Source organism: Aliisedimentitalea scapharcae (assembly GCF_045277565.1).
In the GTDB taxonomy this organism is placed as follows: domain Bacteria; phylum Pseudomonadota; class Alphaproteobacteria; order Rhodobacterales; family Rhodobacteraceae; genus Aliisedimentitalea; species Aliisedimentitalea scapharcae.
Genome location: NZ_CP123584.1, coordinates 3,192,888 through 3,216,845, shown reverse-complemented (window position 1 = coordinate 3,216,845; position 23,958 = coordinate 3,192,888). Strand labels below are relative to the sequence as shown.

Here is a 23,958-nt window from a genome sequence, read left to right as displayed (position 1 = left end):
GCAGATATGACCACAGACCCCAAACCTCTCAGTCAACTGGCGCTCACCGCGCGCGGCGGAGTGGATCCGATGATCACCGGGCTCGCCGTGGACAGCCGGGCCGTTCAGTCCGGCTTTCTGTTTGCGGCCTTGCCCGGAACCCAGGTGCATGGGGCCAAATTCATTCCCGCCGCGCTGGATCGTGGCGCGACCGCGATCCTGACCGACGCCACGGGCGCTCAGATTGCCGAAACCCTGCTGGCCGAATCGTCGGTGGCCGTGGTCGTTGCCGAAGACCCACGCCAGACGTTGGCGATGACATCGGCGTTGTGGTTCGGCGCTCAGCCCGAAACCATGGTGGCGGTGACCGGTACCAACGGCAAGACCTCGGTGGCGACTTTTGTGCGCCAGATCTGGAGCGAGCTGGGTCACCAGGCGATCAATCTGGGCACCACCGGGGTGGAAGGGGCCTGGTCCTACCCGCTGGCCCATACGACACCGGAACCCATTACCCTGCATAATGCTCTGTCACAGGCGGCCGCCCACGGTGTGACCCACGCCGCGATGGAGGCATCGTCGCACGGGCTGGAACAACGTCGTCTGGACGGGGTTCAGCTGGCAGCAGCGGGGTTTACCAATTTCACCCAGGATCACCTGGACTATCACGAAACATTTGATGCCTATTTCGCCGCCAAGGCCGGGCTGTTCCGCCGGGTGTTGCCCGAGGATGGCGTGGCGGTGATCAACCTGGATGATTCCCGCGGATCCGAAATGCGCGCCATTGCCGCCGCCCGCGGTCAGGAAGTCATCGGCGTCGGGCGCGGTATGGGTGATCTGAAGCTGATTGCGCAACGCTATGATGCGACAGGGCAGGATCTGCGGTTCTCCTGGCATGACAAACCCTATCAGGCGCGGCTGGATCTGATCGGCGGGTTTCAGGCTGAAAACGTGCTGCTGGCCTGCGGATTGGTGATCGCTGGCGGCGAAGACCCCCAAAGGGTCTTTGAAACGCTGCCGCATCTGACAACTGTTCGGGGGCGCATGCAGTTGGCGGCCACGCGCCAGAACGGGGCGGCTGTCTTTGTGGACTATGCTCATACGCCTGACGCGGTGGCCACGGCCCTGCGCGCCATGCGCCCGCATGTGTTGGGGCGGTTGGTTGCGATTGTCGGGGCCGGTGGCGATCGGGACGCCACCAAACGCCCGCTGATGGGGCAGGCCGCGCATGACAATGCCGATCTGGTGATCGTCACCGACGACAACCCGCGCTCCGAGGATCCGGCCCTGATCCGCGCTGCGGTCAAGGGCGGTGCGCCAAATGCACAGGAATACGGCGACCGCGCCGAAGCGATCCTGCGCGGCATTCATCTGCTGGGACCGGGCGACGCGCTGCTGGTCTGTGGCAAAGGGCATGAAACCGGGCAGACCGTTGGCGATGATGTGCTGCCTTTTGACGATGTGGAACAGGCCAGCATGGCCGTCGCGGCGCTGGACGGGGGAATTGCATGACAGTGTTGTGGACAGCAACCGAGGCCGCCGAGGCCACCGGCGGACGCGTGCAGGGGGATTGGCAGGTCACTGGCGTGTCGATCGACACCCGCACGATTGAACCCGGCGATCTGTTTGTGGCGCTCAGGGCCGCGCGCGACGGGCATGATTTTGTCGCCCAGGCGCTGGCCAATGGGGCCGGTGCTGCGCTGGTGACTCATGTTCCTGATGGCGTTGGTCCGGATGCGCCGCTGTTGATCGTCGATGATGTTCAGGCCGGACTCGAGGCGCTGGGCCGCGCGTCGCGTGCCCGCAGCACGGCGCGGATCGTGGCCGTGACCGGCTCGGTGGGCAAAACCTCGACCAAGGAGATGCTGGCCCGGATGTTGTCGGATCAGGGCCGCACCCATGCGGCTGTGGCCAGTTACAACAATCATTGGGGGGTGCCGCTGACCCTGGCGCGGATGCCGCGCGACACCGAATTTGCGGTGATCGAAATCGGCATGAATCACCCCGGCGAAATCGCGCCTTTGTCGCAACAGGCACGTCCCCATGTGGCCCTGGTCACGACGGTGGCAGAGGTGCATCTGGAGGCGTTTGACGACATCACCGGGATTGCGCGTGAAAAGGCGGCCATTGTTGATGGGCTGGAGCCCGGCGGTGTGGCGGTTCTGAATGGCGATATCGCCCAGGCTGACATTCTGGGCGCAGTGGCGCGCGATCACGACGTCCCGGTTGTCTGGTTCGGGGAGCACGCCCGGGACTATCGGTTGCTGTCCACCGACCTGCAGGGGGAAACCACGGTGGCGCAGGTGCGCACACCTGACGGCGACGTGACGCTGCACATCCAGTCTTTGGGCCGTCATTTTGCCATGAACGCATTGGGGGCCTTGGCCTGTATCACGGCGCTGGGCGCGGATCCGGTGCGTGCGGCACACAGCCTGTCGCTGTGGTCCCCGGTCAAGGGACGCGGCGTCCGCGAAGTGATCACCGTCGCGGGCGGCGAGATCATCCTGCTCGATGACAGCTATAACGCCAACCCGACCTCGATGGGGGCGGCGCTCGAGGTGCTGGCCGCAACCCGGGGGCGGGGACGGCGCATTGCCTGTTTGGGCGACATGAAGGAACTGGGCCCTGATGAGATGGCTCTGCATGCAAACATGGCGGTTCACCCGGCTTTGGCCGGGGTTGACCGGGTGCACTGCGTGGGCCCGTTGATGCGGGCCATGCACGCGGCGCTGCCCGAACACAAACGCGGTGACTGGTTCGAAACCAGCGCCCAAGCCGCAGCCACGCTGGCCAATGAGGTCGCAATCGGCGACATTGTGCTGGCCAAGGGGTCATTGTCGATGGCATTGGCCCGGGTTGTTGACGCCATCCGCGATCTGGGCCATGGCCCCCACTCTGCAACGCAACACGAACCGAACGGGGCCACCTGACATGCTGTTTTGGCTGACCGAGCTGTCGGATGGGGGGGATTTTTTCAACCTCTTCCGCTATATCACTTTTCGCGCCGGTGGGGCCTTTATGACGGCCTTGCTGTTCGGCTTTCTGTTTGGCAGGCCGCTGATCAATGTCCTGCGCAAACGCCAGGGCAAAGGCCAGCCGATCCGCGACGACGGTCCCGAAGGCCATTTCACCAAGGCAGGCACGCCGACCATGGGCGGGTTGCTGATCGTGGGGGCGCTGGTTACGGCGACCTTGTTGTGGGGGCGGTGGGACAATCCGTTCATCTGGCTGGTGTTGTTCGTGACACTGGCCTATGCAGCTATCGGGTTTGCCGATGATTATGCAAAAGTGTCCAAACAGAACACCAAAGGGGTTCCGGGCAAACTGCGCATCGCGCTGGGGATCCTGATCGGGATCGTGGCCGCCTTGTGGGCTGCGGCCTATCACCCGGACGCCTTGCAGAACCGGCTGGCGCTGCCTGTTTTCAAGGATACTCTGATCAATCTCGGTGTGTTCTATGTCCCGTTTTCGGTCATCGTGATCGTTGGCGCGGCCAATGCGGTGAACCTGACGGATGGGTTGGACGGGCTGGCCATCATGCCGGTGATGATTGCGGCCTCGACCCTGGGCGTGATTGCCTATGCGGTGGGGCGGGTCGATTTTACCGAATATCTGGATGTGCACTATGTGCCCGGCACCGGAGAGATCCTGATCTTTACCGCTGCATTGTTTGGCGGCGGTTTGGGGTTCCTGTGGTACAACGCGCCACCGGCGGCTGTGTTCATGGGCGACACCGGGTCTTTGGCCCTGGGGGGTGCGCTGGGGGCGATTGCGGTGGTGACCAAACATGAACTGGTGCTGGCCATCGTGGGCGGTCTGTTCGTGGTCGAAGCGATGAGCGTGATCATTCAGGTGCTCTATTTCAAACGGACAGGCAAACGCGTGTTTCTGATGGCTCCGATCCATCACCACTATGAGAAAAAGGGCTGGGCGGAACCAACCATTGTGATCCGCTTCTGGATCATTTCGCTGATCCTGGCGATGATCGGTCTGGCCACGCTGAAAGTGCGTTAAGCTGTCTGCCACATGTGACCTATAAAAAGCCGCGTCGAAGCGGCTTTTTTCTTGCGGTTTGAAACGCCTTGGCACCGGTGAAACGCGGCGCGCCCTTGCATATTCCGGGTTCTCCAGTACAGGGTGTCGCGAGAGAAAAAAGTTCAGGTGAGGACGGCGAAATGATCCCGGTCAAAGGATTTGAAGGCGCCAATGTGGCAGTTCTCGGGTTGGGCCGGTCAGGGCTGGCCACAGCGCGCGCCCTGCACGCAGGGGGGGCTGTGCCGCTGTGCTGGGATGACAATCCCGCCGCCCGCGCCACAGCCGAAGCCGAAGGTTTCTCCTGTCAGGATCTGATGAAATCCGGTGCCTTTGACACTGTGGCGACGCTGATCGTGTCTCCGGGAATTCCGCATCTCTATCCCACGCCCAATCCGGTGGTGCGGGCCGCATTGGACGCGGGCGTTCCGGTCGACAATGACATCGGCCTGTTTTTCCGCTCGGTCGCGACCCATGACTGGAACAATTTCGACATCGCGCCGCGGATTGTGGCCGTCACGGGGTCGAACGGGAAATCCACCACCGTTGCGCTGCTTCAGCACATCCTGACACAGGCCGGGCGCAGGTCTCAGCTGGCCGGGAACATCGGTCGGGGGGTGCTGGACATCGACCCGCCCGGTGACGGGGATGTGGTGGTGCTGGAACTGTCCAGCTATCAGACCGAACTGGCCCGGTCGCTGACGCCCGATGTGGCCGTGTTCACCAACCTGTCTCCGGATCATCTGGACCGCCACGCAGGCATGGGCGGCTATTTCGCCGCCAAACGCCGCCTGTTTGCCGAAGGTGGACCGGATCGCGCCGTGATTGGCGTGGACGAGAACGAAGGCGCATTTCTGGCCGGGCAGCTCAGCGAAGGGGTGACAGACGACCGGGTGATCCGGGTCTCTGCATCGCGCAAGCTGGCGGGGCCGGGCTGGAATGTCTTTGTGCGCAAGGGGTTTTTGTCGGAATATCGCAAGGGGCGCCAGGCGGGTTCCATTGACCTGCGTGCCATTCAGGGACTGCCGGGTGTTCACAATCACCAAAACGCCTGCGCCGCCTATGCGGCGGCCCGCACCCTCGGTTTGGCCCCGCGCCAGATCGAGACCGGATTGGCCAGCTATCCGGGTCTGCCACACCGCAGCCAGACCATCGCGGAACAGGACGGCGTGCGCTATGTCAATGACAGCAAGGCCACCAATGTCGACAGCGCGATCAAGGCGCTGAGCGCCTTTTCGAACATCCGCTGGATCTGTGGCGGGCTGGAAAAGGCAGGCGGGCTGGACGCGCTTCGGGGTCAGACCGGCACTGTGGTCAAAGCCTATGTTATCGGGCGCGAAGCGGCCGGGTTTGCCATGCAACTGGATGTAGAGGCCGAGGTCTGCACCACCATGGCCATAGCCGTCGAACGCGCGATCACCGACGCACAGCCAGGGGACACCGTGGTGCTGGCTCCGGCTGCGGCCAGTTTTGACCAATATGACAATTTTGAACAGCGCGGTGATGATTTTATCGCAGCAGTGACCACGCGGCTGGGCCTGGGCTGAGTTGGCGGCCGGCCGGACGGGCGTCACATGGGAGAAAACAGATGAAATTACTCAGAGTTGGGGCCGCGGGACGAGAGACACCGGCCATTCTGGATTCAGAGGGCCAGCTGCGGGATGCGTCCGCGCTGGTTGCGGATTGGCGCGATGCGGCTCTGGATCCGGCGGCATTGACCGGGCTTGCGCAGATGGACCTGCGCAGTCTGCCAATACTGAGCGCAGATACCCGCATTGGCCCCTGTGTCGCCGGGGTTGGCAAATTCATCTGTATCGGACTGAATTATTCCGACCATGCGGCCGAAGCGGGAATGCCGGTGCCCACAGAGCCGATCCTGTTCATGAAAGCCACCTCGGCCATTTGCGGGCCAAATGACGATGTCATCATCCCGCGCGGCGCAAAAAGGACCGATTGGGAGGTCGAATTGGGTGTCGTGATCGGGCGCGCGGCGCACTATGTCGATCAGGCCACAGCGCTGGATCATGTGGCGGGCTATTGCGTCATCAATGATGTGTCCGAGCGCGACTTTCAGCTGGAGCGCGGGGGGCAATGGGTCAAGGGCAAAAGCGCCGATACCTTTGGTCCGATCGGCCCCTGGCTGGTCACACCGGATGAAATCGCCGATCCGCAAGCATTGAACCTGTGGCTGTCGGTGAATGGAAAAACATTCCAGGCGGGCTCTACCGAAACGATGATCTTTGGTGTGGCGGAATTGATCTCGTATATCTCGCAATTCATGAGCCTGCAGCCCGGTGACGTGATCAGCACCGGAACCCCACCCGGTGTTGGCATGGGGCAGAAGCCGCAGGTCTATCTCAAACCCGGTGACGTTCTGGAGCTGGGCGTTGAAGGGATGGGGACGCAGATGCAGACCGTCAAAGGATGCGACGGCTAACAGCGCCGAGGGGCGGGCAGAAGACCCCGCCCCGCCAGGATTTTTGGGGGGCGTTCATTCGGGCTGCGGTTCAGACCGCACCCTTGGCAATTGCCACGCCTGCGGCATAGGCCGACGACCAGGCCCATTGGAAGTTGTACCCGCCCAACCAGCCGGTCACATCCACCGCCTCGCCGATGACAAACAGCCCCGGAACGGCTTTGGCTTGCATGGTTTTGGACGACAGCCCGTCGGTGTCGATGCCGCCCAGGGTGACTTCGGCAGTGCGATAGCCTTCGCTGCCGGACGGGGTCAGGTGCCAGTCACGCAAACCGTCGCATAGTGTCTGCAACGCCGTATCAGATTGATCCGCCAACCGCCCCTTGAGCGCCAGTTCCGGCGCGAGGAAGTCGACCAGGCGGGCGGGCAGATGGCGGGCCAGTTCCGTGCTCAGATCCCTGCGCCCCGATGTCTGGCGCTGATCCCGCAGGGCGGTGAACAGATCCAGCTCCGGGATCAGGTTGACCCGGATCGCTTCGCCCGCGTGCCAATAGGACGACAGCTGCAACACGGCCGGACCGCTCAGGCCGCGATGGGTGAACAGCATCGCCTCGTCAAAGGATGCCAGCGCATTGGACAGGCGCACCGGCAGGGCGGTGCCCGACAGCGGTTTGAACCGTGCATCGGAAAAGGTAAATGGAACCAGACCGGGGCGCGTTTCGGTCACATTCAGCCCAAACTGGCGCGCCACATCATAGGCAAACCCGGTCGCGCCCATTTTGGGGATGGATTTCCCGCCCGAGGCCAGCACCAGATTGCGACAGGTCAGGGTGCGATGCCCGCCGTCCCGGTTGACGTCCAGCGAGTACCCGCCGTCGGTCTTGCGCAGCTCCGCGACGCTGGAGTTCAGCCACAGCTGGGCACCGACCCGGTCCATCTCGGCCAACAGCATGGCGACGATCTGTTTGGCCGATCCATCACAGAACAGCTGACCCAATGTCTTTTCATGCCAGGCGATGCCATGGCGGTTCACCAGTTCGATAAAATCCCACTGCGTATACCGCGCCAGCGCCGATTTGCAGAAATGCGGGTTGGCGGACAGATAGTTCGCAGGCTCGGCCCACATGTTGGTGAAATTACAGCGCCCACCGCCAGAAATCCGGATCTTTTCTCCCGGGGCCTTGGCGTGATCCAACACCAACACGCTGCGCCCCGCGTGGGCCGCACACATCATGCCGGCCGCACCGGCCCCGATTATGATCGTCTCGAAATGCATTCTCTCCCAAAGCCAGAGCAGGGCGAGAAAAGCAAGAGGGTTTTACAGGATCAGAACCCCTCCATCGCGTCGCGGGCACCAATCAGATAGGCCCGCGCCAGCGCCTCTTCACCAACCGCGGCCATAACCGTGCAATCACCCGCGGAATCGCCAAAGAAGGGTTCGGTCAAAACCGTTGGAAAGGCCGAAGCCCCCAGAGAGGTCGACCCGCGCCCGGTTTTGCGGTCCTTGATCCCCCGGTTTTTCAGACCCAATTCGCGCAGCATCGCGGATTGCAGGGCGGTGGCCAGCGCCTTGCCCTTGACCGACCCGCCCCAATACAGGGTTTCAGTGCCTCGCCCACCTCCGGCGTTGAAATGCAGCTCCAGAATGGCATCTGGCCCCCAGGCATCAATCAGCGCATAGGCCGTTTCTATCTCTTCGGTGTAGGTGGCGCTCTTTTGGCGAAAGAACTGTTTGGGTTCGATTTCATATTCGGGTGCCGTGTCCGCCATATGGCGGTAGACGCGCTGGTTATAGATCCATTCGGATACGGCCAATTGGTCGCAAAAGGCCCCTTTGGCGACTGCGTTGTGCCCGATCAGAACGGCCAGACGGAACTTGCGCCGTGGTAGCAGGGCACCGCTGGCCAGCAGGGTGCTGTGACCCAGATCGTTGATCTGGGTGCGGATCCGGGGCAGCAGGTTCAGGATCTTGCCCAGGTAATCCGGATCCTGTGCATAGCCGCCGCGTTGCAGATGTCCGATATACCCCGACGGATCATCACCATAGACCTGCCAGCCGTCGTACATCGGTCCATTGCTGACAAAGGCCCAATACCCGTCAATAAAATCCTGATGGCTGCCAAATCGGCAATAGGTGTCCCAACCGTCATGGGCCTGATAATCGACAGGGTCGGCCAGATGCCGGGTCGCATTGACCCGCGCGCGAAATTTGAGCCCGCCAAAATTCAGATGCTCCTGTGCCAGCTCGCTTTGTCCGAAATTGGACTCCAAAGCCCATTGCGCCAGGGTGATCAGTTTCAACGCCGGTGCCGTGATCGTGGATTGTGCATAGGTGTGAACCAAAGAGTCCCAATTGCTGGACATATCCTGTCTCCTCAAATGTGATTTATAAAAAAAGAACGTCTAAACAGGCCGCCATCCTACCACATTTTGCCCGGTTTTGCACACGCGCGGGGAACCGCCACCGCCTGGGTCAAAAGACTGGTGCGAGACTCGGATTTGCGGTACATTTGCCTCAACCTGCGCGACAGCGTGGATCAGATCCCGAAAACGGGACGTTTCTTGAGGCAGATAGTGGCGGTGATCTCATGACTGAGATGGTGTATGGCGCGGTTCCCCAGCGGGCCGGAGAACCTATTCTTCCAAAATGGTGGCGGACGCTTGATAAATGGTCGATGACCTGCGTCATGCTGTTGTTCGCGGTGGGCCTGTTGCTGGGGCTTGCGGCGTCGGTGCCGCTGGCGGAACGCAACGGGTTCGGCAATTTTCACTATGTCAGTCGTCAGGCCGTGTTTGGCTGTGCGGCGCTGGTGGCGATGTTGCTGACCTCGATGATGTCGCCACAGCTGGTGCGCCGTCTGGCGGTGATCGGCTTTGTCATTTCGTTTGCGGCCTTGGCGCTTTTGCCGGTGTTTGGCACTGATTTTGGCAAGGGCGCGATGCGGTGGTATTCGCTTGGCTTTGCCTCGGTGCAGCCGTCCGAATTTCTCAAACCCGGATTTGTCGTTGTGGCGGCTTGGCTGATCGCGGCCAGCCAGGAAATCAACGGCCCTCCGGGTAAACTCTGGTCTTTTGGCCTGTGTGTGACTGTGGTGCTGATGCTGGTGATGCAGCCTGACTTTGGTCAGGCGTCGCTGGTGCTGTTTGGCTGGGGTGTGATGTATTTTGTGGCCGGTGCGCCGATGCTGTTGCTGGTCGCCATGGCCGGGGTCGTGGTGCTGGGCGGCATGTTTGCCTATGCCAATTCCGAACATTTTGCCCGCCGCATCGACGGTTACCTGAACCCCGAAGTCGACCCGACCACCCAGCTGGGATATGCCACCAACGCGATCCGCGAAGGTGGACTGTTCGGCGTTGGCGTGGGCGAGGGCGAAGTGAAATGGTCACTGCCTGATGCGCATACCGATTTCATCATTGCCGTGGCGGCCGAGGAATACGGCCTGGTGCTGGTTCTGGTGATTATTTCGCTCTACGCGCTGATCGTGGTGCGATCGCTGTTCCGCCTGATGCGCGAACGCGATCCGTTCACCCGTCTGGCGGGCACGGGCCTGGCCGCGATGTTCGGTGTGCAGGCGATGATCAACATGGGCGTGGCCGTACGGCTGCTCCCGGCCAAAGGCATGACCCTGCCGTTTGTCAGCTATGGGGGGTCATCGCTGATCGCGGGCGGGATTGCGGTGGGCATGTTGCTGGCCTTTACCCGGACCCGTCCACAGGGCGGTATCGCCGACTACCTGCGCGGGCGCGGCTGATCCGACCCGCGGGATGACGATTTGAGAAAAGGGGCCTGGGGGCTATGGCGCAAAAATTGCTTTTGATGGCGGCAGGGGGCACGGGCGGACATATGTTCCCGGCCCAGGCTCTGGCCGAGGCAATGCTGAAACGGGGCTGGCGGGTCAAACTGTCCACGGATGCGCGCGGCGCGCGCTATACCGGCGGCTTTCCCCACACCACCGAAATCACCCAAGTGTCCAGCGCGACCTTCGCCCGCGGAGGGCTGATGGCCAAGGCGCTGGTCGCCCCGCGGATCGCTGCCGGTGTGCTGAGCATGGCCCACCAGATGCGCAAGGACCGCCCCGATGCGGTGATCGGTTTTGGCGGGTACCCGTCGATCCCGGCGCTGGGCGCGGCGACCCTGTTGAAACTGCCCCGCATGATCCACGAACAGAACGGCGTGCTGGGCCGGGTGAACCAGCTGTTTGCCACCCGTGTTGCGGGTGTTGCCTGTGGCGTCTGGCCCACGGACCTGCCCGAAGGCGTGCTGTCGGAACATGTGGGCAACCCGGTGCGCAAGGCGGTGCTGGAACGCGCCGGTGCAGCCTATATCCCACCCGGTGATTATCCGATGTCCATTCTGGTCATGGGCGGCTCCCAAGGGGCCCGGATCCTCAGCGACACGGTCCCTGCCGCGCTGGCGGCACTGCCTGATCAGATCCGCCAACACCTGCGCGTCAGCCATCAGGCCCGTCCCGAAGACGGTGACCGGGTCAGCGCCTTTTACGCCGATCATGGCATTCCGGCTGATGTACAGCCGTTTTTCACCGATGTGCCCGCGCGCATGTCCGAAGCCCAATTGGTGATCTCGCGATCCGGCGCATCGTCTGTGGCCGACATCAGCGTCATTGGCCGCCCGTCGATCCTGATCCCCTTTGCCGCCGCTGCCGGCGATCACCAAACCGCCAACGCCCGTGGGTTGGTGGATGCCGGGGGGGCTATCATGATCCCCGAAAGCAAGCTTGACTCTGCCTCTCTGACAGAGCAGATCGCAGCCGTTCTGGAAAACTCCAAAGGGGCCACCCAGATGTCCATTGCCGCCCTCAGCGCCGGCGTTCCCGATGCCACCGATCGTCTGGTGGGTCTGGTCGAACAACTGGCCGAACAAGGATAACATCACAGATGACCCCAGCAACCAAACTCCCCGGTGACGTCGGCCCGATCCATTTTGTCGGCATCGGAGGCATCGGCATGTCCGGCATTGCCGAGGTGCTGTTGAACCTGGGGTACCAGGTGCAGGGGTCGGACCTCAAGGCGTCCAAGATCACCGACCGACTGGCGGGGCTGGGGGCGCAGATCTTTGTCGGACAAAGGGCCGAGAACCTTGAAAATGCCGCCGTCGTCGTGGTGTCCACGGCGATCAAACCGGGCAACCCGGAATTGGACGGCGCGCGCGATCGCGGCCTGCCGGTGGTGCGGCGCGCCGACATGCTGGCCGAATTGATGCGGCTGAAATCCAATATTGCCATTGCCGGCACCCACGGCAAAACCACCACAACCACCATGATGGCCGAATTGATGGTGGCCGGCGGGTTTGACCCCACCGTCATCAATGGCGGCATCATCCATGCCTATGGGTCGAACGCACGCATGGGACAGGGCGAATGGATGGTGGTCGAAGCGGACGAAAGCGACGGCTCGTTCAACCGGCTGCCCGCCACCATCGCCATCGTCACCAATATCGACCCCGAACATATGGAACATTGGGGCGACTTTGATGCCCTGCGGGACGGGTTCCATGATTTCGTGACCAACCTGCCGTTTTATGGCGTGGCGGTGTGCTGTACCGACCACCCCGAAGTTCAGGCTCTGGTGGGTCGGATCACCGACCGCCGGGTGGTCACTTATGGGTTTAACACCCAGGCGGATGTGCGCGCCGTGGCTCTGACGTACAAGGGCGGCGTGGCGCATTTTGACGTGCATTTGCAGGCCGAGGACATCGTGATCAGCGGCTGTACTCTGCCGATGCCCGGAGATCACAATGTGTCAAACGCGTTGTCGGCCATTGCCGTGGCCCGCCATCTGGGCATGAAAGCGGATGAAATCCGCGCGGCTCTGGCCAATTTCGGCGGCGTCAATCGCCGGTTCACCAAAGTGGGCGAGGTCGACGGCGTCACCATCATTGACGACTACGGTCATCACCCGGTGGAAATCGCCGCGGTGCTGCGTGCGGCGCGTCAGGCCTGCGACGGGCGCGTCATCGCCGTGCACCAACCACACCGCTATTCCCGGCTGCACGATCTGTTCGAAGATTTCTGCGCCTGTTTCAACGAAGCCGATGTGGTCGCCATTGCCGAAGTGTTTTCCGCAGGCGAAGAGCCGATCAAAGGCGCTGACCGCGATTCACTGGTCGCCGGGCTGATACGCCACGGCCACCGCCACGCCAGCGCCCTGTTGGACGAGGACGGGTTGGAAAAACTGGTGCGCGCCGAAGCCCGGCCCGGCGACATGGTGGTCTGTCTGGGCGCCGGGACCATCAGCGCCTGGGCCAATGGATTGCCGGAGCGTTTGAAAGGAGAACCGTAACGGTTTCATCTGGCGCCGGATTTTGGGCAAAATCCGACCCGTTTTCCGTGACGGAAAACGGCACCAGATCGAAGAGGGAGTGTGAAGACCATGGTGGAAGCACTGAATCGACGGATTGGACCGGGATTGCTCACGGCCTATGGCGTTGGGGTCATGGTCGGGGCCGGGATCTATGTTCTGATCGGTACCATTGCCGGGCAGGCCGGGATCTGGGCCCCCTTGTCGTTCTTGCTGGCCGGAATGATCGCTGCGCCCACGGCGTTGTCTTATGCGGAATTTTCCACCCGCCTGCCCGAAGCAGCGGGCGAGGCGGCCTATGTCGGGCAGGGGCTGAACAGCCAATCCCTGTCCCTGCTGGTCGGACTGGCGGTGGTGGCCGCAGGCACCGTGTCTGCGGGGGCCGTGTTGCGGGGCGGGGCCGCTTACCTGACCCATGCCACCGGATTTGATTCGCAGTTTGCCATTGTCGCCCTGGGGCTGGGTTTGACGCTGGTCGCAATTTTTGGCGTGCTTGAAAGCCTGGCCCTTGCCGCTGTCCTGACCGTCATCGAAGTCGCCGGGCTGGCATTGGTGATCTGGGCCGGGGCGCAGGCACCGGGCAGCGTGGATTGGGCACAGCCTGCCGATCTGGTCTGGAGCGGCGTTGCACTGGGGGCTGTGCTGGCCTTTTTTGCCTTTATCGGGTTCGAGGATATCGTCAATCTGGCCGAAGAGGTCGACAATCCGATCCGCACCTTGCCACGGGCCATCCTGTTGTCGCTGGCTATTACATCCGTCATCTACGCCTTGGTGGCCTGGGCCGCGGTGCGCACGGTGCCGCTGGCGCAACTGGGCGCATCCGAAAGCCCGCTGGCGCTGGTCTGGCAGACCGCACGGGGCGGGGGGGGAACCTTTTTGTCGGCCATTGCGGTCTTTGCCGCCCTGAATGGTGTGTTGGCCCAGATCGTCATGGCCAGCCGGGTGCTGTTCGGATTGGGGCGTCGCAATCGGGGACTGTCGATGTTTCACCACGCGCATCCCCGGTTTGGCACGCCGGTTCTGGCCACGGCCCTGTTGGGCGCAGCCGTGATCATCGGGGCGCTGACGGTGCCCGTGGCGCAGCTGGCCGAAGTGACATCTACGATCCTCCTGTCGGTTTTTGTTCTGGTGAACCTGGCGCTGATCCTTCAGAAACGCCGGCTCCCTGATGCTCCGTTTCGGGTGCATATGGCCGTGCCGGTGATTGGCTTCGTCCTGGCTCTGGCCGCGTTGTTGATGTCGTTGAGGAGCCTGATATGAGCGCAGCTGTCCTGATCTCTGCCCTGTGGGTGCTGGCTGCAACGGGTGTCGCGATGTTGCCGATGCACCGGCAATATACTCCGGGGGTGGCGCTGTTGGCGTTGGCTCCGGTGGTCATTGCCTGGCTGGGTCTGGCCCACGGCTGGCTCGCAGCCTTGGCCGCCCTGGCTGCGTTCGTGTCGATGTTTCGTCATCCGCTGCGCTATTTCTGGACCCGCTGGCGCGGGCGCATTCACAAGACCTCGCAAGACAGCCCCACGGAGACCCCATGACCTTATCACTGATTTTGGCCAGTATCTGGGCCGTCGTTGCAAATATCCTGGCCATGACGCCCAGCCGGGACAATCATTGGCGCCGTGCCTATGTGCTGATCGCCATCGGCATTCCGATCCTGGGATATGTGACCTATCAGAACGGCCCCTGGTGGGGGCTGGCCGTGCTATGTGCAGGGATGAGCGTCCTGCGCTGGCCGGTGATCTATCTCAGCCGCTGGCTGCGCGGGCAGCTGCGGCGCAGCTAGGGGCGCGCATGGAGCCTGAATTTCTGTTCCCAATTGGTGCCGTCTGTATCGGGTGCGCCTGTGGTGTGATGTTGAAGCGCGCCGGTTGGGGGCTGGTCGTCCTGTTGATCACGGCGCTGTGCGTCGCGGTCAGCTATGTGCTGCTGTTTCACTCGCAGCTGTTGGGCTGGGAGGGCATGGGACCGGGCATGGTCGTGGTGATTGGGGTTGCGCCCTTTGGGATCGGGGTGCTGGTTGGGGCGGTGGCCCATGTTCTTTATTCCGTATGGCACAAATCCGGATCTGACTGACCCAGCTGAGCGTTCAAAACCATCGCCAAAACCGCCGCGCACCTGACAATTGTCAAGGTCGGCGGCGGGCGAGTCATGACACTGTCCATCAAATGCGCGATTTTCAGCGCTCCTAATCTTTCAGGAGGCGGACATGCTCTCGGTTACTGCTCTCATCTATACACCTATCGCAGCCCTGCTGATCGGGGCCATTGCCGGTTTGCTGGCGGGGAAATACCTCGAAGGCCGCAAGCTGTGGCTGTTGCCCGGTCTGCTCAGCCTGGTGGGTCTGGCCACGATCATTCGCCTGGCGGCGATCCCGGAGGGCGGCGAAGAAGCTGCGTTCTTTCCGTTGGTCATGCTGACCGGGGCAATCCTGCCGGGGTTGTTTACAGTCATCCTGGGAACGCTTGGCGGGCGCGCGATGGCGGGACGTCCGACGCTGTAACGCCCGCACGATCGGCAAGCGATTGCTGACAGACGGCCCCATATCGGCCCCATGTCAAATCCATGGGGCTTTATCTCGCTGAGGATGTGCTTTACGGACCCTGAGCATATGGGATTTGAACGCAGGGCACGCCAACATGACAACGGATTTTCCCCAGACATTGCCGCAGGTGCGCGGGAAACTGACCCCGAACCGGTCGCTGGCGGATCTGACGTGGATGCGGGTTGGGGGCGCGGCGGATTATCTGTTTCAGCCGGCGGATGTGGCCGATCTGCAGGACTTTCTGCGTCAGCTTCCCGAAGAGATTCAGGTCTTTCCCATGGGGGTGGGGTCCAACCTGATCGTGCGCGACGGCGGTATTCGCGCCGTGGTGATCCGGCTAGGGCGCGGGTTCAACCAGATTGCAATTGATGGTGACATTGTCACCGCTGGCGCAGCGGCGCTGGATGCGCATGTGGCCAAACGCGCGGCAGAATCCGGCGTCGATCTGACATTCCTGCGCACCATCCCCGGCGCAATCGGCGGTGCGGTGCGGATGAACGCGGGCTGCTACGGCAGCTATGTGGTGGATGTGTTTCAATCCGCCACCATCGTGACCCGTCAGGGTGAATTGGTTGAAATCGACGCCAAAGCCCTGAACTTCCGGTATCGCCAGACCGACCTGCCGGATGGCGCGGTGCTGATCGCGGCCACGCTGAAGGGCACCCACGCCCCATCCGGCACTTTGCTGGATCGCATGGATGCCCAGTTGAAAAAGCGCGACGAAACCCAACCGACCAAGGATCGGACCGCCGGATCGACTTTTCGCAACCCGGCCGGGTTTTCGTCAACGGGTCAGGCCGATGACGTGCATGATCTCAAGGCGTGGAAGGTGATCGACAATGCGGGCATGCGCGGTGCGCGCCGCGGTGGTGCCCAGATGAGCGAGAAACATTCGAACTTTATGATCAACACGGGTGGCGCAACTGCCGCAGATCTCGAAGGCTTGGGCGAAGAGGTTCGAAAAAAGGTTTACGAGCAAAGCGGCATAACGCTAGAGTGGGAAATCATGCGGATCGGTGAACCGGCGCGCGACTGACTTCCTGAACCTTGGTCCCTGCTTTCATTGGATAGGGGGACTCTGAATCGGGAAGCGGCGTCTGACACAGTTAACCGGTTCTTAATAAAATGGGTCGAATTGTGACCAAATAGCGAGGCCCGAAAACGGGTCCGAACCAACAACAAGGGGCGCAAACGCTCCGAATTTTTTGAGGCACTTGTGGTGGGACAGTCGAGCAGCGGCACCTCCAAAGTTGCGGTACTTATGGGCGGACCCTCGGCTGAACGCGAGGTGTCTTTGTCCAGCGGGCGTGAATGCGCCGCCGCGCTGAGGGGCGAAGGATATGAGGTAACAGAACTGGACGCGGGTCCGGATCTGGTTGCCCGTCTGAATGAAATCAAACCTGACGTCGTGTTCAACGCCCTGCATGGTCGCTGGGGCGAAGATGGCTGTGTGCAGGGCATTCTGGAATGGATGGGCCTGCCCTATACCCATTCCGGTGTTCTGGCCTCGGCGCTGGCCATGGACAAACAGCGTTCAAAAGAGGCGTTCAAATCCGCAGGTCTGCCGGTGGTCGACAGCGTGATTGCCCCCCGAGACGAGGCCACAGCCCGTCACGTGCTGGAGCCGCCCTATGTGGTCAAACCCAACAACGAAGGGTCCAGCGTCGGCGTCTATATCGTGCATGAATCCGCCAATGCACCGCCAAAACTGTCCGCAGAAATGCCCGATCTGGTGATGGTGGAAACCTATGCCCCCGGACGCGAACTGACCACCACCGTGGTGGGCGGCGAAGACACCGACCCGGGCGCTGCGTCGGTGACAGAGATCATCGTGGACGGCTGGTACGATTATGATGCCAAATATAAACCCGGTGGATCATCGCATGTGGTGCCCGCAGACGTGCCCGCAGACATCTATGACCTGTGCATGGATTACGCCCTGCGTGCGCATCGCGCCCTGGGTTGTCGCGGTGTCAGCCGCACGGATTTCCGCTGGGACGAGACCCGCGGTGTCGATGGGCTGATCCTGTTGGAAACCAATACCCAGCCCGGAATGACTCCCACCTCGCTGGCCCCGGAGCAGGCCGGTGAAATCGGCATGACCTTTGGCCAGCTCTGCGCCTGGATGGTGGAGGACGCCTCATGCAATCGCTGATCGCCCGTGTGGGCAAAAGCTTTCGGCGCCACGAGCCGGAACCCCAGAAATGCGATCCCGCACCATCGCGACTGAAATATCGTCTGCAACGATGGATGTTGACGCCGGGGATCCGGTTGGGGCTGCGTATCGGCGTCCCGTTCTGCCTGACCCTGGCGGCCACCAGCGCCTTTCTGGCCAATGAACAGCGCCGCGATGCGCTGAACCTGTTTGTGGCCGAATTGCGCGCCAGCATTCAGGAACGCCCGGAATTCATGGTCAACATGATGGCGATCGACGGCGCGGGCCCCAACCTCAGCGAAGACATTCGCGAAGTGGTGCCATTGGATTTCCCGGTCAGCTCATTTGATCTGAATGTCGAACAGATCCGGGCCACGATCGTGGATCTGGATCCGGTGCGCAATGCTTCGGTCCGGATCCGGCCGGGCGGCATTCTGCAGGTCAATGTCGAAGAGCGCATTCCCGCCGTGGTCTGGCGTTTCGAAGACGGTGTTGAAATGCTGGACACCGATGGCAACCGTGTCGATGGGCTACCCAATCGCAAGACGCGCGCTGACCTGCCGCTGATCGCGGGAACCGGTGCCAATGAAAATGTACCCGAAGCCTTGCGCCTGATCGCTGCGGCCCGCCCGCTGACGGATCGGATGCGCGGTCTGGTGCGGATCGGTGATCGGCGCTGGGATCTTGTGCTGGATCGGGGTCAGCGGATCCTGCTGCCACCCGAACGCGCCGTCGAAGCGCTGGAACGGGTTCTGGCAGTGAACGAGGTCCAGGACCTTTTGGAACGGGATGTAATTGCAGTTGATATGCGCCTGGCGGCGCGCCCCACCATTCGAATGAGCGAAAATGCGGTGCAGGAATGGTGGCGGATCAGACAGGTGAATGGAAGCGGGCAGTGATGATGACAGACCTCTACGAGTCTCAGCGGGCGATGCGGCAGATGCGGCGTCAGGCGTTGCAACGTGGTGTTGTGGCTATTCTGGATGTGGGCAGTTCCAAAATTGCCTGCCTTGTGCTGCGCTTTGATGGCACCGGACGGCTGAGCGAAGACAATTCCATCGGCTCGCTGGCCGGACAGACCGGATTTCGCGTCGTTGGGGCCGCGACCACCCGGTCGCGTGGGGTGCAATTCGGCGAAATCAACGCCATGCAGGAAACCGAACGGGCCATTCGCACCGCGATTCAGGCAGCACAGAAAATGGCCGAAGTGCGCGTCGATCACGTGATCGCCTGTTTCTCCGGGGCCAACCCGCGCTCCTACGGGCTGGACGCCCAGGTCGATCTCGAAGGGCAGGTCGTCACCGAAAGCGAAGTCGCCCGCGTGCTGGCGGCCTGTGACGTGCCGGACTATGGGGCCGAACGCGAAGTGCTGCATGCGCAGCCGGTGAATTTTGCGCTGGACCACCGATCCGGATTGGCCGACCCGCGGGGGCAGCTGGGGCAGAACCTGGCCGTCGACATGCATATGCTGACCGTTGATACCGCCACCGTGCGCAATCTGGTGCATTGCATCAAACGCTGTGATCTGGAACTGGCCGGGATCGCGTCATCGGCCTATGCGTCGGGGATTTCGGCGCTGGTCGAGGATGAACAGGAACTGGGAGCCGCCTGTGTCGATCTGGGCGGCGGGTCGACCAGCGTGTCGATCTTCATGAAAAAACACATGATCTATGCCGACAGCGTGCGCATGGGCGGAGATCACATCACCAGCGACATTTCCATGGGGCTGGGTGTGCCAATGGCCAATGCCGAACGGATCAAGACATTTTGCGGTGGGGTGCACGCCACTGGCGCGGATGATCGCGACATGATCGACATCGGCGGCGAAACCGGCGATTGGGAACATGATCGCCGCACCGTCAGCCGGGCGGAACTGATCGGGATCATGCGTCCGCGGGTCGAAGAGATCCTCGAAGATGTGCGGGTGCGCCTGGATGCAGCCGGGTTCGACCATCTGCCCAGCCAGCAGATCGTGCTGACCGGCGGGTCATCCCAAATCATGGGGCTGGACGGATTGGCCAGCCGCATTCTGGGCCAGCAGGTCCGCCTGGGGCGGCCGCTGCGCGTGCATGGATTGCCACAATCGGCCACCGGTCCTGCCTTTGCCTCGGCCGTGGGGCTCAGCCTGTTTGCCGCCCACCCTCAGGACGAATGGTGGGACTTCGAAATCCCTGTCGATCGCTATCCGGCCCGGTCCTTCCGGCGCGCGGTGAAATGGTTCAAGGACAATTGGTAATCCAGGGCGCGCGCCTGCGCGCCCGCTTGGTTCCGCCCCCGATGGGGCGCACCGTTTGACCGTTCAGAGCGGAAATGAATTTCTGGCGGGCCGATTTGTGGTTTGTGCTGGCAGGTCGCGAAATGCCGTGTTAGGATTCAGGTCAAGCCACGCACAGTCGCGGCACGCAGGTCGAGCAGGATCTGTCTGAACATTGCAAATCGAACACCGGTATCACCGGCCCCGTTGGACCTGTTCGATGGGCGAAAACCTGTGTCTTGTGTCTGCCTTCGTGATTTCCGCAAAATCTGCGGTGGTCGGCGAAATACCGCGAGTCGCGTCCAGAAAAATGCCATATTTTGTGGGGAAATGCGCTTTTTTGGGTGACGGGACTCTGCGCGCGCGGTAGAGTCAAGGTGGATAGGACGGAAAAATCCCTGCTCAGACAGGGGTGCAACATAAAGCGGAAACACAGGCGGACAGAGCATGACATTGAACCTTTCGATGCCCGGACAAGAAGACTTGAAACCCCGAATTACGGTCTTTGGCGTCGGCGGGGCAGGCGGCAATGCCGTCAATAACATGATTGAAAAAGAGCTGGATGGCGTTGATTTTGTCGTCGCCAACACCGACGCTCAGGCGCTGCAGCAAAGCAAATCCCAAAGCCGGGTGCAGCTGGGTGTGAAAGTCACCGAAGGTCTGGGTGCGGGTGCCCGCCCGTCGGTTGGATCTGCCGCCGCCGAAGAAAGCATCGAACAGATCGTCGACCATCTGGCAGGGGCGCATATGTGCTTTATCACTGCTGGCATGGGCGGTGGCACCGGAACCGGGGCCGCGCCGATCATCGCGCAGGCCGCCCGCGAATTGGGTGTTCTGACGGTTGGCGTCGTGACCAAGCCGTTCCAGTTCGAAGGCAACAAGCGGATGAAGCAGGCCGAAGACGGGGTCGAAGCCCTGCAAAAGGTCGTCGATACGCTGATCATCATTCCGAACCAGAACCTGTTCCGGTTGGCGAATGAGAAAACCACCTTTACCGAAGCCTTCTCGATGGCGGATGACGTGCTGTATCAGGGCGTCAAGGGCGTCACCGATCTGATGGTCCGTCCGGGCCTGATCAACCTCGACTTTGCCGACGTGCGCGCCGTGATGGACGAAATGGGCAAGGCGATGATGGGCACGGGCGAAGCCGAGGGCGAAGATCGCGCCATTCAGGCCGCCGAAAAGGCCATCGCGAATCCGCTGCTGGACGAAATCAGCCTGCGCGGCGCACGGGGCGTGTTGATCAACATCACCGGTGCCCACGACCTGACCCTGTTCGAACTGGACGAAGCCGCCAACCGCATCCGCGAAGAGGTGGACCCAGAGGCCAACATCATCGTTGGGTCCACGCTGGACATGGCGATGGAAGGCATGATGCGCGTTTCGGTTGTTGCAACCGGTATCGACGCCGCCGAAGTGCAGTCGGAAATCCCTGTGCCGCGTCGCCCGATGTCGGCACCGCTGAAGAAAACCGTCAGCGTCGAAGATGCACAGCCTGCCGCCGCAGCGCCGCTGGAACTGGACGATCCAATCGCCCGGCCCGCAGCCATGGGGCATGAACCCTCGCTGTTCGAAGGCATGGGTGTCGAAGAAGTCGCCGCGCTGGATCAGGCCGAGGACATCTTTGAAGAGCCGGAACTTCTGGACGACGACGGTCTGCCGCCCCCGGCATACCAGCCGGAAATGCCGGCCTTTGAACCGCAGCGTGACACCATGCAGGATGACGTGGACCGCTTCGTTGCGCCCAAGGCACCGGCACCTGGTACGCCATCGGCCGAGGCCATCGTGCGTCTTCAGGCGGCGGCGCAAAAAGCCAACCCAACGCAGCCGCAACGGACCGTTGCCACGCAACAGCAGGCCGACCATCAGGAGCATCAGCAGGTTGGGGGCGCACGGCGCGGCCTGAATTCGTTGATCCACCGCATGACCGGCAGCGCCGGGGACACCCCAGCGCGTCAACAGCCTCCGGTCCAGCAAGATGACGTAGCGGCACAACCACGGGCCGCATCCGGTCCGGATCAGGATCGGATCGAAATTCCGGCCTTTCTACGCCGTCAGGCCAACTGAACCGGTCACATATACCGCTAACAAGGGCCACCTTCGGGTGGCCTTTTTTTATTGTATTTCAACACACTACGGGTATCTAAGCGGTGTTTTGCCGATCTGTTACAGTCATGTTTCAATCCGTTACAAAGATTGAGTTGAGGATGCGTTAAGGGCGCATTAGGTCTGTCGCCAACACAGCGCATCGTCGCTGGACATGGGGATATGAGGCACATTGTGCAGAACACGCTCAAGAGCTCAGTGATTTTTGAAGGCACCGGCCTGCATACGGGGAAACCCGTTCGGATGGTATTGACGCCCGCCCCCGAAGGCCATGGCATCTGGTTCAAACGCACTGACATCTCTTTGGGCAAAACACTGATCCCCGCCCGTTGGGATCTGGTTGAACGCACCCCTCTGTGTACCCGCCTGGTCAACGAGGCTGGCGTGTCCGTCTCGACAGTCGAACATATCATGGCGGCCCTGGCGGGCTGTGGCGTTCATAACGTGCTGATCCAGATTGATGGCCCCGAAGTGCCGATCATGGACGGATCGTCGATCACCTTTGTGCGCGGCATCATGAAACGCGGTCTGCTGTTGCAGTCGGCTCCGGTGGTTGCCTACCGGGTTCTCAAACCGGTGACAGTGGAAAACGGCGATGCCCGTGCGACGCTGCTGCCATGTGATCGGCTGAACATCGAATTCCACATTGATTTTGCCGACGCCGCCATCGGTGAACAGAGCAAGACATTGGACATGCGCAATGGGGCCTTTGCCCGCGAATTGTGCGACAGCCGGACATTCTGCCGCCAGGCGGATGTCGATGCGATGCGGTCCAAAGGGCTGGCATTGGGGGGAACCCTGGACAATGCCGTGGTCGTTGATGGCGAAGCGGTGCTGAGCCCCGGTGGGTTCCGGCACGATGACGAAGCTGTGCGTCACAAGATGCTGGACGCGCTGGGTGATCTGGCGCTGGCCGGTGGGCCGATTCTGGGCCATTACATTGGTGTGCGTGCGGGCCATTCGCTGACCAACACTTTACTGCGCGCAGCCTTTGACACACCAGGGGCCATTGAACAGGTGGTTTGCAGCCCTGAAATGGCCGCCTGCCTGCCGGGCCAGGGCCTGGTGTGGTCGGAAATTCCCTTGGAAACACGCCACGTTGCATGAACACGGAGCTGTCCGCTGCGTTCTGCATCCTGCTGCTTGACCTCAAAAAAGAATGTGAAAAACCGGGAACGCCCGGGTCAACTGCTTTTAAGGCGTTTTGCACCGGAAACGAATGTGCTAGACCGGGCTTAATCGGTGGGTGACACCCGGGATTTGATGGTGAGGGTAGGGCGATCATGATCGGCAAGTGGTCTGGAGCCAGAGCAATCGGGGTTCTTCTTCTGGCAGGCGTTCTGGCCGGATGCAGCGGCAGTGGCGGACCCGCCGTAGACCGCACGCAATCGCTCGAAGCCTATACACCAGAGCAGATCTTTGCACGTGGCGAATTCGAGCTTTCCAACGGAAAGACAGAGAACGCGGGATATTACTTCGCTGAAATCGAACGCCTGTATCCCTATTCCTCCTGGGCCAAGCGGTCGCTGATCATGCAGGCGTTTTCCTATCATGCCGGTCAGAACTATGAAGAAAGCCGATCCGCTGCACAGCGCTATATCGACTTCTATCCCGCCGACGAAGACGCGGCCTATGCCCAATATCTGCTTGCGCTCAGCTATTACGATCAGATCGACGAAGTGGGCCGCGATCAGGGGCTGACCTTTCAGGCGCTGCAATCGCTGCGCACCGTGATCGAAGTGTACCCGGACAGCGAATACGCCAATTCCGCAATCCTGAAATTCGATCTGGCCTTTGATCACCTGGCCGCCAAGGAAATGGAAATCGGGCGGTATTACCTGCGCCGGGATCACTATGCATCGGCGATCAACCGGTTCCGCGTCGTGGTCGAGGACTTCCAGACCACCTCGCACACCGCCGAGGCCCTGCACCGTCTGGTCGAAGCCTATCTGTCGCTTGGTCTTGTTGACGAAGCCCAGACCGCCGGGGCCATTCTGGGATACAACTTTCAGTCCACCGAATGGTACGAGTCCAGCTACAAGCTGTTGACCGCCAACGGGCTCAAGCTCAAGGATCGGGGCAACAATTGGCTGAGCCAGATCTATCGTCAGACCGTCAAAGGTCAGTGGTTGTAACGTCAGGGGCGCAGGCGCCCATGTGGA

22 protein-coding genes are annotated in these 23,958 nt (G+C 61.6%); 20 read left to right on the top strand and 2 right to left on the bottom strand.

Annotation, left to right across the window (positions count from 1 at the left end; genetic code table 11):
- The first annotated feature begins 6 nt into the window (after nt 1-6).
- The 5 genes from QEZ52_RS15030 to QEZ52_RS15010 all read left to right on the top strand — a co-directional run bounded on the left by QEZ52_RS15030 (nt 7) and on the right by QEZ52_RS15010 (nt 6,445).
- A complete protein-coding gene (locus QEZ52_RS15030) occupies nt 7-1,488 on the top strand; it encodes a UDP-N-acetylmuramoyl-L-alanyl-D-glutamate--2,6-diaminopimelate ligase (RefSeq protein ID WP_406645242.1) in 1,482 nt (493 codons plus the stop codon).
- Entirely contained in the window at nt 1,485-2,906 is a 1,422-nt protein-coding gene (murF, locus tag QEZ52_RS15025) for a UDP-N-acetylmuramoyl-tripeptide--D-alanyl-D-alanine ligase (RefSeq protein ID WP_406645241.1), read from the top strand. Before QEZ52_RS15030 ends, murF begins: the two co-directional genes overlap by 4 nt.
- 1 nt (nt 2,907) lies before the next feature.
- Nucleotides 2,908-3,990 carry a phospho-N-acetylmuramoyl-pentapeptide-transferase gene (gene mraY, locus QEZ52_RS15020; RefSeq protein ID WP_406645240.1) on the top strand — a complete coding sequence of 361 codons (1,083 nt, stop codon included), beginning with the start codon at nt 2,908-2,910 and terminating at the stop codon, nt 3,988-3,990.
- 161 nt (nt 3,991-4,151) lie between these two features.
- Nucleotides 4,152-5,555 carry a UDP-N-acetylmuramoyl-L-alanine--D-glutamate ligase gene (murD, locus tag QEZ52_RS15015; protein ID WP_406645239.1) on the top strand — a complete coding sequence of 468 codons (1,404 nt, stop codon included), beginning with the start codon at nt 4,152-4,154 and terminating at the stop codon, nt 5,553-5,555.
- A 41-nt stretch (nt 5,556-5,596) separates the two neighbouring features.
- Nucleotides 5,597-6,445 (top strand): fumarylacetoacetate hydrolase family protein, encoded by an 849-nt coding sequence (locus QEZ52_RS15010; protein WP_406645237.1) that lies wholly within the window; start codon nt 5,597-5,599, stop codon nt 6,443-6,445.
- A 70-nt stretch (nt 6,446-6,515) separates the two neighbouring features.
- Here QEZ52_RS15010 and QEZ52_RS15005 read toward each other — a convergent pair whose 3' ends face one another.
- On the bottom strand, nt 6,516-7,700 hold the full coding sequence (locus tag QEZ52_RS15005; protein WP_406645236.1) for an NAD(P)/FAD-dependent oxidoreductase: 1,185 nt from the start codon (nt 7,698-7,700) through the stop codon (nt 6,516-6,518).
- Nucleotides 7,701-7,750: 50 nt separating this feature from the next.
- Nucleotides 7,751-8,788 carry a glucosaminidase domain-containing protein gene (locus QEZ52_RS15000; protein WP_406645235.1) on the bottom strand — a complete coding sequence of 346 codons (1,038 nt, stop codon included), beginning with the start codon at nt 8,786-8,788 and terminating at the stop codon, nt 7,751-7,753.
- A gap of 224 nt (nt 8,789-9,012) precedes the next feature.
- On the opposite strand from QEZ52_RS15000, the gene ftsW reads away from it, so the two are divergent.
- The 15 genes from ftsW to QEZ52_RS14925 all read left to right on the top strand — a co-directional run bounded on the left by ftsW (nt 9,013) and on the right by QEZ52_RS14925 (nt 23,931).
- Nucleotides 9,013-10,176: a putative peptidoglycan glycosyltransferase FtsW gene (gene ftsW, locus QEZ52_RS14995; protein ID WP_406645234.1), complete on the top strand. Its 1,164-nt coding sequence runs from the start codon at nt 9,013-9,015 to the stop codon at nt 10,174-10,176.
- 44 nt (nt 10,177-10,220) lie between these two features.
- Nucleotides 10,221-11,312, top strand: a complete 1,092-nt coding sequence (locus tag QEZ52_RS14990) for a UDP-N-acetylglucosamine--N-acetylmuramyl-(pentapeptide) pyrophosphoryl-undecaprenol N-acetylglucosamine transferase (RefSeq protein WP_406645233.1) — start codon at nt 10,221-10,223, stop codon at nt 11,310-11,312.
- A gap of 8 nt (nt 11,313-11,320) precedes the next feature.
- Complete coding sequence (gene murC / locus QEZ52_RS14985; RefSeq protein WP_406645232.1) at nt 11,321-12,724, top strand: UDP-N-acetylmuramate--L-alanine ligase; 1,404 nt, start codon at nt 11,321-11,323, stop codon at nt 12,722-12,724.
- 90 nt (nt 12,725-12,814) lie between these two features.
- On the top strand, nt 12,815-14,002 hold the full coding sequence (locus QEZ52_RS14980) for an APC family permease (RefSeq protein WP_406645231.1): 1,188 nt from the start codon (nt 12,815-12,817) through the stop codon (nt 14,000-14,002).
- On the top strand, nt 13,999-14,274 hold the full coding sequence (locus tag QEZ52_RS14975; protein ID WP_406645230.1) for a DUF2484 family protein: 276 nt from the start codon (nt 13,999-14,001) through the stop codon (nt 14,272-14,274). Before QEZ52_RS14980 ends, QEZ52_RS14975 begins: the two co-directional genes overlap by 4 nt.
- The gene (locus QEZ52_RS14970) at nt 14,271-14,522 is read left to right on the top strand and encodes a DUF2484 family protein (RefSeq protein WP_406645229.1); all 252 of its coding nucleotides are present in this window, start codon (nt 14,271-14,273) and stop codon (nt 14,520-14,522) included. Before QEZ52_RS14975 ends, QEZ52_RS14970 begins: the two co-directional genes overlap by 4 nt.
- Before the next feature lie 8 nt (nt 14,523-14,530).
- Nucleotides 14,531-14,812, top strand: a complete 282-nt coding sequence (locus QEZ52_RS14965; RefSeq protein WP_406645228.1) for a hypothetical protein — start codon at nt 14,531-14,533, stop codon at nt 14,810-14,812.
- A gap of 133 nt (nt 14,813-14,945) precedes the next feature.
- Nucleotides 14,946-15,239 (top strand): hypothetical protein, encoded by a 294-nt coding sequence (locus tag QEZ52_RS14960; protein WP_406645227.1) that lies wholly within the window; start codon nt 14,946-14,948, stop codon nt 15,237-15,239.
- A 136-nt stretch (nt 15,240-15,375) separates the two neighbouring features.
- Nucleotides 15,376-16,317 carry a UDP-N-acetylmuramate dehydrogenase gene (murB, locus tag QEZ52_RS14955; protein WP_406645226.1) on the top strand — a complete coding sequence of 314 codons (942 nt, stop codon included), beginning with the start codon at nt 15,376-15,378 and terminating at the stop codon, nt 16,315-16,317.
- Between the two features lie 225 nt (nt 16,318-16,542).
- On the top strand, nt 16,543-17,436 hold the full coding sequence (locus QEZ52_RS14950; RefSeq protein ID WP_406650511.1) for a D-alanine--D-alanine ligase: 894 nt from the start codon (nt 16,543-16,545) through the stop codon (nt 17,434-17,436).
- A complete protein-coding gene (locus QEZ52_RS14945) occupies nt 17,424-18,335 on the top strand; it encodes a cell division protein FtsQ/DivIB (protein ID WP_406645225.1) in 912 nt (303 codons plus the stop codon). Before QEZ52_RS14950 ends, QEZ52_RS14945 begins: the two co-directional genes overlap by 13 nt.
- A gap of 2 nt (nt 18,336-18,337) precedes the next feature.
- Nucleotides 18,338-19,672, top strand: coding sequence for a cell division protein FtsA (gene ftsA / locus QEZ52_RS14940; RefSeq protein ID WP_406650508.1), 1,335 nt, complete (start codon nt 18,338-18,340; stop codon nt 19,670-19,672).
- A 465-nt stretch (nt 19,673-20,137) separates the two neighbouring features.
- Nucleotides 20,138-21,757: a cell division protein FtsZ gene (ftsZ, locus tag QEZ52_RS14935; protein ID WP_406645224.1), complete on the top strand. Its 1,620-nt coding sequence runs from the start codon at nt 20,138-20,140 to the stop codon at nt 21,755-21,757.
- Nucleotides 21,758-21,958: 201 nt separating this feature from the next.
- On the top strand, nt 21,959-22,903 hold the full coding sequence (gene lpxC / locus QEZ52_RS14930; protein ID WP_406645223.1) for a UDP-3-O-acyl-N-acetylglucosamine deacetylase: 945 nt from the start codon (nt 21,959-21,961) through the stop codon (nt 22,901-22,903).
- A gap of 176 nt (nt 22,904-23,079) precedes the next feature.
- Nucleotides 23,080-23,931 (top strand): outer membrane protein assembly factor BamD, encoded by an 852-nt coding sequence (locus tag QEZ52_RS14925; protein ID WP_406645222.1) that lies wholly within the window; start codon nt 23,080-23,082, stop codon nt 23,929-23,931.
- The last annotated feature ends 27 nt before the right edge of the window (nt 23,932-23,958 follow it).

Excerpts from the sequence above, each read along its gene's own strand:
- QEZ52_RS15030 (WP_406645242.1), top strand. The coding sequence starts at position 7 with ATGACCACAGACCCCAAACCTCTCAGTCAACTGGCGCTCACCGCGCGC.
- murF (WP_406645241.1), top strand. The coding sequence starts at position 1,485 with ATGACAGTGTTGTGGACAGCAACCGAGGCCGCCGAGGCCACCGGCGGA.
- mraY (WP_406645240.1), top strand. The coding sequence starts at position 2,908 with ATGCTGTTTTGGCTGACCGAGCTGTCGGATGGGGGGGATTTTTTCAAC.
- murD (WP_406645239.1), top strand. The coding sequence starts at position 4,152 with ATGATCCCGGTCAAAGGATTTGAAGGCGCCAATGTGGCAGTTCTCGGG.
- QEZ52_RS15010 (WP_406645237.1), top strand. The coding sequence starts at position 5,597 with ATGAAATTACTCAGAGTTGGGGCCGCGGGACGAGAGACACCGGCCATT.
- QEZ52_RS15005 (WP_406645236.1), bottom strand. The coding sequence starts at position 7,700 with ATGCATTTCGAGACGATCATAATCGGGGCCGGTGCGGCCGGCATGATG.
- QEZ52_RS15000 (WP_406645235.1), bottom strand. The coding sequence starts at position 8,788 with ATGTCCAGCAATTGGGACTCTTTGGTTCACACCTATGCACAATCCACG.
- ftsW (WP_406645234.1), top strand. The coding sequence starts at position 9,013 with ATGACTGAGATGGTGTATGGCGCGGTTCCCCAGCGGGCCGGAGAACCT.
- QEZ52_RS14990 (WP_406645233.1), top strand. The coding sequence starts at position 10,221 with ATGGCGCAAAAATTGCTTTTGATGGCGGCAGGGGGCACGGGCGGACAT.
- murC (WP_406645232.1), top strand. The coding sequence starts at position 11,321 with ATGACCCCAGCAACCAAACTCCCCGGTGACGTCGGCCCGATCCATTTT.
- QEZ52_RS14980 (WP_406645231.1), top strand. The coding sequence starts at position 12,815 with ATGGTGGAAGCACTGAATCGACGGATTGGACCGGGATTGCTCACGGCC.
- QEZ52_RS14975 (WP_406645230.1), top strand. The coding sequence starts at position 13,999 with ATGAGCGCAGCTGTCCTGATCTCTGCCCTGTGGGTGCTGGCTGCAACG.
- QEZ52_RS14970 (WP_406645229.1), top strand. The coding sequence starts at position 14,271 with ATGACCTTATCACTGATTTTGGCCAGTATCTGGGCCGTCGTTGCAAAT.
- QEZ52_RS14965 (WP_406645228.1), top strand. The coding sequence starts at position 14,531 with ATGGAGCCTGAATTTCTGTTCCCAATTGGTGCCGTCTGTATCGGGTGC.
- QEZ52_RS14960 (WP_406645227.1), top strand. The coding sequence starts at position 14,946 with ATGCTCTCGGTTACTGCTCTCATCTATACACCTATCGCAGCCCTGCTG.
- murB (WP_406645226.1), top strand. The coding sequence starts at position 15,376 with ATGACAACGGATTTTCCCCAGACATTGCCGCAGGTGCGCGGGAAACTG.
- QEZ52_RS14950 (WP_406650511.1), top strand. The coding sequence starts at position 16,543 with ATGGGCGGACCCTCGGCTGAACGCGAGGTGTCTTTGTCCAGCGGGCGT.
- QEZ52_RS14945 (WP_406645225.1), top strand. The coding sequence starts at position 17,424 with ATGCAATCGCTGATCGCCCGTGTGGGCAAAAGCTTTCGGCGCCACGAG.
- ftsA (WP_406650508.1), top strand. The coding sequence starts at position 18,338 with ATGACAGACCTCTACGAGTCTCAGCGGGCGATGCGGCAGATGCGGCGT.
- ftsZ (WP_406645224.1), top strand. The coding sequence starts at position 20,138 with ATGACATTGAACCTTTCGATGCCCGGACAAGAAGACTTGAAACCCCGA.
- lpxC (WP_406645223.1), top strand. The coding sequence starts at position 21,959 with ATGAGGCACATTGTGCAGAACACGCTCAAGAGCTCAGTGATTTTTGAA.
- QEZ52_RS14925 (WP_406645222.1), top strand. The coding sequence starts at position 23,080 with ATGATCGGCAAGTGGTCTGGAGCCAGAGCAATCGGGGTTCTTCTTCTG.